The organism is Paenibacillus sp. FSL R5-0928 (assembly GCF_037970385.1).
Lineage (GTDB): Bacteria > Bacillota > Bacilli > Paenibacillales > Paenibacillaceae > Paenibacillus_AQ > Paenibacillus_AQ odorifer.
The window spans coordinates 6,160,628-6,173,765 of record NZ_CP150225.1 but is presented as its reverse complement, the minus strand read 5'-3'; the positions used below and the strand labels follow the sequence as shown (position 1 = coordinate 6,173,765).

The following is a 13,138-nucleotide window of genomic DNA, read 5'->3' as shown; positions in this document are numbered from 1 at the left end:
AGAGTCATAAGGTATGAATGGAATCGATCTCTTAGTACTGCTACTTAGAGATCGATTTTTTATTATAGAATACTATAAAAAAAGAGCTAGCTTTGTAAAATGAAAAGGTAAGGAGCTGTAATATGCGGATCGAAAAAGTGTTAAACAACAATGTTGTTACTGTCATAGATGACCAAAATTTTGAACTAGTAGTCATGGGAAGAGGACTGGCCTTTAAGAAAAAACGTGGAGACTTTTTAGAAGAAGATAAAATTGAAAAGATATTCACTTTAAGCAATCAAAAACTTTCAGATAAGCTAAAAACGCTGCTTTCTGAGATTCCAATCGAGCACATGGAGCTCTCAGAAGAGATTATCAACTTCGCCAAACTGCAGCTCGGTAAAATGCTGGATGACAGTATTTATGTAAGTCTGACAGATCATATCAGTTTTGCGCTGGAGAGATTCTCAAAAGGGATGAAGATTAAAAACGCCATGCTTTGGGAAATCAAAAGATTCTATAAAGAAGAATATGAGGTTGGGAAAGCTGCGCTTCAAATTATACATTCCAAGCTCGGAGTCAGACTTCCCGAAGATGAGGCTGGACATATTGCTCTCCATCTGGTGAATGCTGAACTAAATGAAGAGATGCCTAACATGGTGAATATCACCAAGATCATGAACGACATCCTAAATATCGTGAAGCGCCATTTCAGGCTAGAGTACGATGAGGAGTCCCTTGCTTATTACCGTTTTATCACTCATTTGAAATTTTTTGCACAACGTCTCATCAACGGTACTCCACCTCCTGATAATGAGAATGGCTTATTTATTTTGGTAAAGGAGCAGTATAAGGAAGCTTTCGCAAGCGTTGAGAAAATTAAAATCTATATTGATAAAACATACAATCGTGAGTTAACAAATGATGAAATGCTGTATCTGACCATACACATTGAAAGAATTACAAACCAGATCATGGAGTAGGGACGGTTAAGCATTAAATTTTAACTTTGACTTTCGGGAGAATCGCGTATAAGATTACTAATATGTTTTCTGTGATAATCATTATCAATAGATTGATAACAGTTATCATGGAATCAACTTCGAACGTTGAATCCAGGGGGATAAAGCAAATGCACAAAAGGTTAATTAGTTTATTTATGGTTATTGCTATTATATTGGTCGTATCAGGTTGTGGTACTAACCAAAAGAACAGTTCAACATCGAACGCGGGAGCAACTGATAAACCAGCTGCTGAAAACGCGGGCAGTGAATCTACAAGCGGTCCTATTGTATTAAAGGATTCTAAAGGTGAGATTACGCTGGACAAACCTGCGCAAAGAGTTGTGGTATTGGAATGGACCTTTACGGAGGATGTTATTGCACTGGGAGTGCAGCCAGTAGGTAATGCAGATAACGAAAACTATAAGCTGTATGTGACTTCTGAAGCACCGCTTGATGCAAATGTGACTGATGTTGGTTCCCGTGACGAGCCAGATCTGGAGACGATTGCTTCATTAAAGCCTGATCTGATTATTGCCAATACGGGTGGGCACGAAGGAATTTATGATCAACTTAAAAGTATCGCTCCAACACTGATTTTCGGCTTGTATCCGAATGAAGGAGAAGGCAATCAGTACACGCTGATGGAAGATACTTTCAAAACGATTGCAGCGGCAGTAGGCAAAACTGCAGAAGCCGATAAGGTTCTTGCTGATTTGGATGCACATTATACAGACGCAAAAGCAAAGCTGGCTGATGCAGGTAAGGAAGGCTTGAACTATGTACTGACACAAGCATACAGCTACCAGAATGCAGCAACGATGCGTCTTTTTACAGATAATTCACTTGCGGTACAAACTTTGGATCGGATCGGTCTGAAAAACGACTGGAAACCCGAAAATTTCGAGGTTTACGGATTCAGCACCTCTACAGTTGAAGCATTACCTGCGGTTCAGGATACAAATCTGATCTACATCGTCCAAGAGGATGATAATATTTTCACGAAAGAACTGAAGGATAATTCCGTTTGGAATGGCCTTAACTTTGTAAAAGAGAATCGCACCTTCGGATTGAGCAGTACTACTTGGGTGTTCGGCGGTCCGATCTCCTCCAAAGTTATCGTGGATGAAGTTGTAAATACATTAACGAAATGAGTGCGGTTATGAACGAAAAGAGTAGCAAAGAAGCCTCTATCGGAATGAACTGGCGGATCATTGGAATATTTGGGGGCGGCTTTGCCGTCCTCTTCATTCTGTTCGTTTTAAGTTTAGGCTTTGGGGAAGCCAAGATCCCTGCAGCTACTGTAATAGATGGCTTGCTGAATCGCCAAGATATAATGGAACATAATCTGCTCTGGGGTATCCGCATGCCACGTACAGTTATTGGTCTGCTGGCCGGGGCTGCTCTGGCTGTGGCTGGCGCATTATTGCAAACTATAACGAAAAACCCGCTTGCTTCCTCAGATACACTTGGGATTAATGCCGGGGCATACTTTATGGTCGTTCTTGGTATGGTAGCTTTTCCTGCTTTGCAGCATGAATTCCCATTTTTGCTGGCAGTTGCAGGGGGACTGCTTGCTGCTTTAGCCGCTTATTTACTGAGTGGAGGCAAGGCAGCCACACCTGTTCGGCTGGCTTTATCAGGTATGATCGTCTCCATGGTGCTCGGAGCGTTTACATCGGCCATACATATTTTTAAAAGAACTGAAACACAAAATCTGTTTTTATGGGGTTCTGGTTCCCTAATCCAGTTGGATTGGGACGGTGTTATATATGCCTGGCCTTTTGTCGTAGTGCTGCTATTGGCAGCGATATTTGCCGGCAGACAATTTGATGCGCTGGAGCTCGATGAGTCAACTGCCCGTTCACTTGGACAGCGAGTAGGGCTAATTCGGGCGACGGGTCTTGGCCTATCGGTATTAATGGCTGCGGTTGTAGTCAGCGTGGTTGGACCGATTGGCTTCGTCGGCTTAGTGGCTCCCCATCTTGTCCGGCTTAGCGGGATCCGCAAACATCGCCTGCTCATTCCTGCAAGCGCATTGTGGGGAGCACTGCTCATCACGGCAGCGGATACGCTTGCGCGTGTAGTGCGAAGCAGTGTGGGTGAAATGCCTGTTGGTGCAGTTATGGCGATTATTGGAGCCCCGTGGCTCATTTGGCTAGTACTCACCAAGATGAAAAATATATCGGGCTCAGGCTCTGGCCAATCATCGATGAGCATCGGTGGGGCGGGGCTGCGTCTGCGCTTTGTGCCGACGGCTATAGTTATGACCGTGCTGCTCATTGTTATTATCCTCGTAAGCTTATCGTTTGGGGGAACAAAAATACCGATCAGTGAATTGCTAAGCAGCCTGTTCCATAGGGGGGATCAATCCTATTCCGTCCTGCTGAATTTACGGCTTCCCCGTACACTCGTAGCGGCTGCAGGAGGGATCGCACTTGCAATCAGTGGTGTATTGATTCAGAGTGCTGTTCGAAATCCACTGGCAGATGCTTCTATTATTGGTGTGACCTCAGGGGCTGGCTTTGGTGCTTTGGCCGTAATGACCGTTTGGCCAGCATTGACGGTATTTGCAGTTCCGCTTGCCGCAATCGTGGGTGGGGCACTGGCTGCTGCTTTTGTCTTTTTTATGGCCTGGCGCAGGTCCTTGAATCCATCGGTTCTGATCTTGCTTGGAATCGCAGTCTCGGCTATTGCCTCTGCGGGAATCCAGGTTATGATCGTCAAAGGAAGTTTATGGAGCAGTAGCTCCTTAATTTGGTTAACCGGTTCGACTTATGGACGAAGCTGGAATCAATTTTACATCCTATTTGTATTCCTGCTTGTACTTGTACCGATTGCATACTATTTGGGACGGAAATGCGATTTGTTGGCATTTGGCGACGAGAGTTCAACAGGATTGGGCTTGCCGGTTCGAGGAACGCGGCTTTGGGCTATGATTATCGGTGTTTTGCTTGCAGCGGGAGCCGTTGCAAGTGTAGGAACAATAGGGTTCCTTGGACTCATGGCGCCGCATGCGGTGCGGATGATGATTGGTCATCATACGAGACGATCCATTGTTTTGTCAGGGTTACTTGGCGGCTTGATGCTCGTTATTGCCGATACGCTCGGAAGAACCATAATGGCGCCGAAAGAAATCCCTTCAGGCCTTATTATTATGCTGATTGGGGCTCCGTATTTCTTGTTTTTAATGTACCGGTCACAGGTTAGAAAAGTGTAGATTTTGCTATGGAAAAATCAGGGGGTGTCCCATCAGCTGTAAAAATAGCTGCTGGGGCACCCCCTGATTAATTTGAGCTTACTCCATCTAGAACACCTCAAACTTCGTTTCATTCGATTAAGATTTTCGCTTACGCTACAGCTATCGGACACAGCTGACCTTAAACGCAGCTTTATCTCGCATTTGAAGTGACAACGGACCGCATAGTCGCAATTGGCATGAAAAGTGCTTAATTTGCCCCTCTTCCTAAGGAGTAACGTCACTGGAGTCCGAAACCAAGCTCCAAAGGCTAAAAATCCGCATATAACGTCATCTGAGTCCTTAAGCCTCGGCGAATGATGACAATTTATTGGTGCAGGCCACCAACGCCCATAAACAAAAAGCAGCGATTCTCCCATACTGGGGAAAGCTGCTTTTTTAATTGGATATTATCGATTTGTGAACAATTATTTAACTATTATTCTTAATTTTGTATATTTTCGTTTGCTAGTTTATACTTTAATCTTATGCTGTAGAATTTTGGAAATAAGGAGTGGGATTATGTGAGGCTTTTCGACAGAAAAAGTGTACAAGACGGAAGCAAAACTATTAACAACTCTGGCGAATTAAGAATCAATATTTTTTTCTTTAGCACTTTTATTATTTTTTGTGTGATTATCCTACGCCTTGCGGTCTTGCAATTTGTCGAAGGACCTACGTTATCTGAAGCTGAGGCTAACCGGGATACGAAAATAGTGGCATTATCGGCACTGAGAGGGAATATCCTCGCTGCTGATGGTGAGAAATTGGCATACTCAACGCCCGTTCAATCTTTGTACCTTACTTTGGATAAGGAATATACCGCAACAAAAACAGATAAAACTACGAAAAAAGTTACCTTAACTGCTGAGGCAAATAATAAATCAAAGGCACTCGCCAGCAAGTTAGCAGAAGCCTTCGAAACTTATGGTGATCCTAATGAGAAAAAACTAACCACAGAAGAGATCCTTGAGTCTATGGATTTATATTCAAAAAAACTCTCTGGTTATGTAGCGCGAAGAATTAAATCAGGTTTAACTAAGAAAGAAATCGCTTATTTTTTAGAACACAAAAACGAATATCCAAACCTTGAAGTGATAGAGGAAAGCAGCAGGCATTATGATACCGATACGGTGGCTGTACAAGCTGTTGGCTACGTGAAATTTTTCAAATCCTCTACTAGTTTAGATCTTTATAAGGATGTACTTCAGGCGATGAAAAATAACCAGAACCCTGGACTTAACTATAAAGAGGATGAGCTAGTAGGCTTTGATGGCTTGGAGCTGCAATACCAGAAGGAGCTTCGGGGACAGAATGGTTATAAGGAAGTTTCCGTAGATCCGCAGAATATGGCAGAAAAAATTGTCAGTATTGAACCCCCGGTCAAAGGAAGCACTATCTGGACTACCCTTAATAAAAAAATTCAGCTAAAGACCGAAGAAGCCATTAAAGATCAGATTCAGTGGTTGCATTCACACACCGTTCAGGGAGAAACACATCCTGATGCTTTAACAGGTTACGCTGTAGCCATGGAAGTGGATACAGGTAATGTTATTGCTATGGCAAGCATGCCTGACTATGATACCAACAACTGGGCTACGGGTTCGATCTCTCCAGAGGTGTATAAAAAAATTGAAAAGCATTACCAAAATGGAACGATAACTCCATACTCATCGGGAAGATCAGGGCATAATTTTGAATCTACCGTGCTGCTCGGTTCGACTATAAAACCATTGAGTGTGTTAATTGGCTTAAAAGAGGGCTTTATAAGTACTTCTTCTACTTATCAAGATAAGGGGATCACCTCATTTGGTAGAGAAGGACATGAGACGAATGTAAGGAACTCATCCAATCATGTATACGGCTCTTTGTACCCTTATACAGCCATTGAAAAATCTTCAAACGTATATATGGTTGATATGATCGGGAAAAAATTGTACGAAAAATACAAGTCTAAGGGCATTGGGGTATGGGACACATATATGAAAGAATTCGGTCTGGGTGTTCCAACAGGGATAGGTTTACCAAGGGAATACTTGGGTGATTTAAATTATAAAGCTGAAGCTAAAGCGGGTTCAGTTCAGTCGGCACTTGTTTATGCTTCTTTTGGGCAGCAGGGACGTTATACCGTTCTACAGTTGGCGCAATATGCGGCTACACTAGCCAATGAAGGGCAACGAATCAAACCACAGCTAGTAAGCAAGATCACGGACTCCAAAGGTAAAGTTATCAAAGAATTCAAACGGGAAGTGCTTGATGAAGTGACTACTTTCGATAAATCCTATTGGCGGGAGATAAAGAAAGGGATGAACAGTGACGTTAAAAGTGCCTTCGGTGATTTCCCCTATGATTTTGCACGTAAAACAGGGACTTCACAACAGACGGATAGTAAAAACATAAACCGTGATAACGGAGTGTTTATAGCTTTTGCACCACGTGAAAATCCAAAACTTGCTGTAGCTGTAGTTATTCCTGAAGGCGGATTTGGATCTAGTAGTGCAGCACCTGTAGCGAGAAAAATTTTTGATGCTTATGATTGGGAGTACGGATTGGATGGAATTCCGAAGAAAAATGTGGATAAAAGTATCAGCGAATAACACAAAGGAGAGCGCGATCTGCGCTTTCTTTTTCTTTTTACAGAGCGGTTTGTGGCGGATGAAAGGAACGGGTTCTAGATTAAAATATTGTAACCATAAAGCGTGAAACTTTTATCCTAGTATGAGCGTCAAAGGGGTAGGGAAAAAATGTATTCGTCATTCCAGGAGGGTGAATCTGTGAAGAAGTTATGGATTTCTATTTTAGTGGGCTTATTAGTTTTGCCGATGATGTTTCAATCTTCAGTGAAAGCTGCTACTGCGCCCATCAGTATTTTTATTGACGGGGTTCGATTGTCCACAGATCAAGCACCGGTGATGGTGAATGGACGGACAATGGTACCCTTACGGGCAATTTTTGAAGCCTTTAATGCCTCTATCAAGTGGAATCAGAAAACACAAACTGTAACAGCAACTAAAGATGATACAACGATTATGTTAAAGATTGGCTCAAAGACAGCCACGATTAACAATAAAGCTGTAACTCTAGATGTGCCTGGTCAGAATTTGAAAGGGAGAACGATGGTTCCTACACGGTTTGTCAGTGAGGCACTGGGTCATGATGTGGGTTGGAACCCAAGCACCAAAGTAGTGACCATAACGACTTCCGGCGGTAAAACTGGAACTGTAAATCCGGCATCGAATGTACAGTTGAAGGATGTAAGTGATAACGGTGACGGCCGTGATCTTCAGGTCAGCTTCACCCAATCTTCTAATGAAGCTCTTGTGGATCATTACCGGGTAATGATTGTAAAGGCTTGGAGCACTTTTAATATCTCATCTGCACAAAAGGTTACATCCGCCAATTATTCTACTGTTTTAGCTAGAGGCACTAATCCTACGATTAGAATGACCGCAAATTCAAGGGATGTTGATGGTGATCTCATTAAAGGTAATCAGACCTATGTAGCTTATGTTTTCGCAGTGGGTAAAGGCAATAATACCAGCGCTCTTTCGTATAGTTCTGCGACTATATCACTTAACACTAATACTGTAGTCGTTGCCCCAAGTAATGTACAAGTAAGTGATGTGAGCGATTATAGTGATGGCCGCGATTTAGCCGTAAGTTTTAATAAGGTATCGGATGAATCCAAGGTGAGTTCTTACCGGATATTTGTAGTCAAAGCTACTAATTATTCTTCTTTTAATTTGGCGGCAGCAAATGCTGTTAGCAGTTCAAATTACACACAGGTCAACAAAACAGGCTCCAATATTACCCAGATCTTATCGTCTGGAGCGAGGGATGTGGATGGTGCCCTCATTAAGACGGGAGTTGGTTACCGTGTGTTTGTTATGGGGGTAGATAGTGGCAGTAATACAGCCAATAATTTATTGTCTGCTGCTTCATCTGCGATTACGCTGTCCTCGGTCAATGTTTCTAATTTAAGTGTAAGCGACGTTAGTGACTTTGGAGATGGCCGGGATTTAAAAGTATCCTTTAACCACGCTACAGATGAAACGTATATTAGCCAGTACCGGATTCTAGTTGTGCCTACAGCTTATTCCAACAACTTTAGTTTATCTGAGGCGAATAATGTCTCCAGCTCTTACTACACAACGGTGAGCACAACAGGATCTAGCACCAGTCAAGTGTTAGCCTCATCTGCAAGAGACGTGCGTGGTAATTTGATTAAGAATGGAACACCTTACAGAGTGTATGTGTTAACGATTGGAAGCGGGAAGAATTTGGGCACCAACATTCTCTCAACGGATTCAACATTAATTACGTTGGCTGTGGACTACAATGTGAGTGCTGTCTACAATTTGGATGTAAGCGACGTAAATGACTATGATGATGGCCGGGATTTAAGAGTATCCTTTGACCACGCTACGAATGAAACGTATATTAGCCAGTATCGAATCCTGGTTGTACCTACTTCCTATTACAACAGCTTCAGTTTATCTGACGCCAATAATGTGTACAGTTCCAACTACACAGCAGTGAGCACAACAGGATCCAGCACCAATCAAGTGTTAACCTCGTCATCAAGGGACGTGCGCGGTAACCTGATAAAGAGTGGAATCAATTACAGAGTGTACGTGTTAACGGTCGGAAGCGGGAATTACTCGGGCAGCAATATTCTTTCTTCTGGTTCACAGTTAATTACGTTGAATGTAGATTACAGATTGGCTCCTATTTCGAGCTTGGATGTAAGGGACGTTAATGATTACGAAGACGGCCGTGATTTAAAAGTATCCTTTAACCATGCCACGGATGAAACGTACATTAGCCAGTATCGAATCCTGATTGTTCCTACTTCCTATTACAGCAGCTTTAGTTTAACCCAGGCGAATGCTGTTTCGAGCTCCAATTACACTGCGGTAGGCACTTCAGGAAATAACACCAGTCAAGTCTTGGATTCTTCAGCCAGAGACGTAAACGGAAATTTAATAAAGAGTGGAATCAGTTACAGAGTGTATGTGTTAACGATTGGCAGCGGCAAGTACTCAGGCACTAATGTGTTGTCCTCAGAGTCGAATGCCATCACTTTATCCACTAAGCTGCCGGTAACCTCTGTCACTAATGTAACGTACAGTGTGGATGAGGGTAAAATACTAGTAAGTTTCAACCGTTCCTCTAACGAGTCTAACATTTCGGAATATCGAATCCTGGTGGTTCCGTCCAAACAAGGTTTTGGATCAGCGGAAGCAATTGAGGTGAAATCCTCGTATTATACGTCGATAACGCCTAACGGAACGAATCCTACAATTGTAGCCTCGAGAAGAGATGTTAATGGTGCATTAATTGTTAAGGGTGTTAAATATAAAGTATATGTTCTTGCGGTAGCCAATAACAATGGCGTGCAGAGTGGTGGTCTTTCGGATTCAACGGAAGAGATTGAAATATAAGGATAGGGAATAAAGGCATTATAATATAAGGCAAAAAACCTTCATTGAGCACTGGGCTTGATGAAGCGTTTTTTGCCTTGTTTTTTTGTTTTCTATTTTTAATAAAAATAGGGTTGCGATTATACACATTTAAAACATTTGGTTTAACCTATTGGAAGCGCTATAATTGAAAATAATTACATGCTTAAGGAGTCTATCATGAAAAAAGGCAGGATATTCTACAAGATTTTTGTTCCTATTCTAGTGCTGGGGATTGGCCTGGTTATTAGCTTCGGTGGCTATATTTATCTGACGACGATTAATTCGGTAAATGAGAGAGTAGCGGATGATAAACAGAGTTTAATTACCCAAATTAAAAACACTCTGGAACAGAAAATTCAGACCATCGAATACGCTTTTAATACTTACAGTACCACCAGTTCCTTCAGAGAGGTTGTGCAGAATCCGATCACGGAGCAGGATTTTGAGGAGTATCGCGAGATTAATTCCCAGCTTAACTACATTGCCAGTATGGGGATGGATTTTGTTAATTATTCTCTAATCAGTTTGGAGCAGAAATGGCAGATTTCTAATGGGAAGCTTTCACATTTAACGGAAGAAGAGAGCAGGACACTTTATGAGAGCTATATCAATAACCGTAGCCGGGGTTTATTTTGGGTTAAGACGGATAAAGGCATCCGCTTTGTAAATACCCTGCCGGTATTCTCACAGACCAAACAGGCGATTGCCTTATCTGATATATCACTTCAGACCTTGCAGAGCACCCTTCAGACCGAAGGAAACACACCGGTGTTTATTCTTAACCGGGAGGGTGAGCTTCTATATGAGTCGGAAACCGGGAAGTCCCTGCTGACTAGTAATCAGCTTAGCCATATTACTAATGTTGCCGGAGGCGGGGGGCAATTGGGGACGATTGCCATGGAGCGGGCTGATCACCAATCGATAAAAGCTATTTATGCTAAATCTTCTTATAATAATTGGATTTACGTAACTCTTTTGGATAAATCGGAAATTTCAGATGCACTAAAGACAACCCGATTCGGGATTGTGATGATGGTACTGCTTATTACATTGTTGATTGCGGTAGTCGCTTACGTTATCTCTTTGTATTTCACCAAGCCATTCCGGCAGATTCAGCGCCGATTATTACCTGCCAATGCAGAGCTAGAGCCCAAGAATGAGGTAGACTGGATTATTAATTCGATTGATACCATCTTATCGGAGAAAGAAAGCCTAGAGGGTCTCATTGAGTCTGAGATGCCTAAGTTGGAAACTCAGTTTATTCTAAATCTATTTCGTAGCCGGATATCTCAAGAAGAGCTGAATCAAGGTTTGCCTCGTTTCGGTTATGAGCTGTCACAGAATTCGGTGTATGCAACGCTGCTGATACAGCTGGATAACTATGGGGAACGGCAGGCTAGCGACAAGGACCTTCTGCTTGTGGCGGTCAACAAACTGGTGGAAGAGCTGATTCCGCAGGAGAAGCGGATGATTCCTATCCTATTAAATGACCGTACACAAGCGACCATCCTGATTTTTGAGGGAGCGAATGAACAGGAGAACCGGAGAATAGCACTGGACTATGCGAAGACAATTATTCGAACAGCTAGAGAAATCCTGAAACTATCCGTTAGTGTTGGAATAAGCAATTTTTACGATAATTTATTATTTAGTAAGGAAGCTTGTGAGATGAGTAAGCAGGCGCTGCACCATCGTTTAAATCTGGGCAAAGAGTCCATCATTTTCTATGAGGATATATCGAAGGTAATCTCGGGTCCAGTTCTACTGCATTATCCGTCTGAGTTTGAGTCCCAGTTATTTGACGCGATTCGGATTGGAGATGAAGAACAAGTCTCCTGTTCTCTGTATCCATTACTCGGGGAAATGATGAAGCACAGTAAGAATCCTTTGAATTTCGAAGTCACATTAATACGTTTCGTCAACAATCTGATTCAGCTGGAGCAGCTGCTGGGTGTAGAGGTTCTGCTGACAGAGGACAATTCTACGTTGTACCACCGATTGTTAGACATCCGTAATCCGGAAGAGATCGAACGCATTTTGGTCAAAGAAGTTATTCATCCGATGGTGACCAGTGTTAAGGAGAAGACAGACCGTCAGTTCCGCCTTTTATCTGATAAAATTGCGGTGATTGTCCGCTCAGAATTTGATCAGGACTTAACGTTAGAATTAATCGGTGATCGCCTTCATTACAGTCCGAACTATTTAAGCAGTATTTTCAAAAAAGAGTACGGGATGACGTTTAGCGAATATCTAATGAACTATCGCCTGGAAATGGCTAAGAAGTGGCTTGTAGAAACGGATATGACCATTAAAGAAATTGCTGAAAGGCTGCAGTACCATAATCCGCAGAACTTTATTCGATCCTTCCGTAAAAAAGAACATGTAACACCAGGTGCATACCGAACCCAGAAACAGGAGAAGTAAGGCGCTGAACACAAACAGCCAGCCCCGGGAGACCGGGGCTGGCTGTTTTGTATAGCTGCAATGTTTTAGCCTTTTACAGAACCCAGCAGGGCTCCTTTGGTGAAGTGTTTTTGTACGAAAGGATAGGCGAGCAGCATTGGAACGGTTGCGACTACGATAACCGCCATCTTGATGGTTTGAGCAGGTGGGATAATATCAACAGAAGCATTATCTCCCTGCATCCCGCTGGCGACGATAACAATTTGGCGCAGCAGGACTTGTATAGGCCACTTTGTGGAGTCCGTCATATATAAAACTGCACTCATATAAGTATTCCAGTAAGCTACCCCGTAGAACAAGGAGAGGGTCGCGATAGATGGCATCGCCAGCGGAAGCATGATTTTGAAAAATACACCAAAATCATTAGAGCCGTCAATCTTGGCTGATTCCTCTAGCCCTTCCGGCAGCGCCTGGAAGAAGTTGCGCATAATGATCAGGTTAAAAGCATTGATCGCAACAGGCATGATCATGGACCAGTAGGAATCGATTAACCCGAAATATTTAACTACTAGGAAAGTAGGGATCATCCCTCCGCTGAAGAGCATGGAGAACACGATTACGAAATTGATAAAATCTCTTCCGTACAGATATTTTCTAGATAATCCATAAGCCATTAAAGAGGTAAGAACCATACTAACAACTGTACCCACTAAGGTTACACCGATGGATACGCCAAGCCCTTTAAAGATAGTAGGCGTTGACAGTATATAACGGTAAGCATCCAAAGAGAATGTCGTCGGGAACAGGATGAAGCTTTTTTCTACTACCTCCTGTGTTGAAGCAAAGGAACTGGCAAACACATTGACAAAGGGTAAAAGACAGGCTAGGGCAATGAGTGTAAGCAGTGTGGTATTTACAATAGTAAACAGCCGGCTACCCATAGTTTCTTTTTTAAAAGATGATTGCGACATGCAGATATCCTCCTTGTAATCGTTTCATTGAAACTTTAACAGGGGTCTGTTATTCCGTATATAATCATTAGCTTGGGCTTT

Annotated in this window: 7 protein-coding genes; 6 read left to right on the top strand and 1 reads right to left on the bottom strand. The window is 42.6% G+C overall.

Annotated features, from left to right (window positions below):
- Positions 1-122 precede the first annotated feature (122 nt).
- The 6 genes from MKZ16_RS27815 to MKZ16_RS27790 all read left to right on the top strand — a co-directional run bounded on the left by MKZ16_RS27815 (position 123) and on the right by MKZ16_RS27790 (position 12,107).
- Positions 123-962 carry a PRD domain-containing protein gene (locus tag MKZ16_RS27815; RefSeq protein ID WP_076104874.1) on the top strand — a complete coding sequence of 280 codons (840 nt, stop codon included), beginning with the start codon at positions 123-125 and terminating at the stop codon, positions 960-962.
- 149 nt (positions 963-1,111) lie between these two features.
- Positions 1,112-2,134, top strand: a complete 1,023-nt coding sequence (locus tag MKZ16_RS27810; protein WP_076104875.1) for an iron-siderophore ABC transporter substrate-binding protein — start codon at positions 1,112-1,114, stop codon at positions 2,132-2,134.
- A gap of 8 nt (positions 2,135-2,142) precedes the next feature.
- Positions 2,143-4,200, top strand: a complete 2,058-nt coding sequence (locus MKZ16_RS27805; protein ID WP_076104898.1) for an iron ABC transporter permease — start codon at positions 2,143-2,145, stop codon at positions 4,198-4,200.
- A gap of 542 nt (positions 4,201-4,742) precedes the next feature.
- Positions 4,743-6,815 (top strand): penicillin-binding transpeptidase domain-containing protein, encoded by a 2,073-nt coding sequence (locus MKZ16_RS27800; protein WP_076104876.1) that lies wholly within the window; start codon positions 4,743-4,745, stop codon positions 6,813-6,815.
- Between the two features lie 177 nt (positions 6,816-6,992).
- On the top strand, positions 6,993-9,662 hold the full coding sequence (locus MKZ16_RS27795) for a copper amine oxidase N-terminal domain-containing protein (RefSeq protein WP_076104877.1): 2,670 nt from the start codon (positions 6,993-6,995) through the stop codon (positions 9,660-9,662).
- 198 nt (positions 9,663-9,860) lie between these two features.
- The gene (locus MKZ16_RS27790; protein ID WP_038573249.1) at positions 9,861-12,107 is read left to right on the top strand and encodes a helix-turn-helix domain-containing protein; all 2,247 of its coding nucleotides are present in this window, start codon (positions 9,861-9,863) and stop codon (positions 12,105-12,107) included.
- Between the two features lie 65 nt (positions 12,108-12,172).
- Here the strand turns inward: MKZ16_RS27790 and MKZ16_RS27785 are convergent, their stop codons facing one another.
- A complete protein-coding gene (locus tag MKZ16_RS27785; protein WP_036685426.1) occupies positions 12,173-13,057 on the bottom strand; it encodes a carbohydrate ABC transporter permease in 885 nt (294 codons plus the stop codon).
- Between the last annotated feature and the right edge of the window lie 81 nt (positions 13,058-13,138).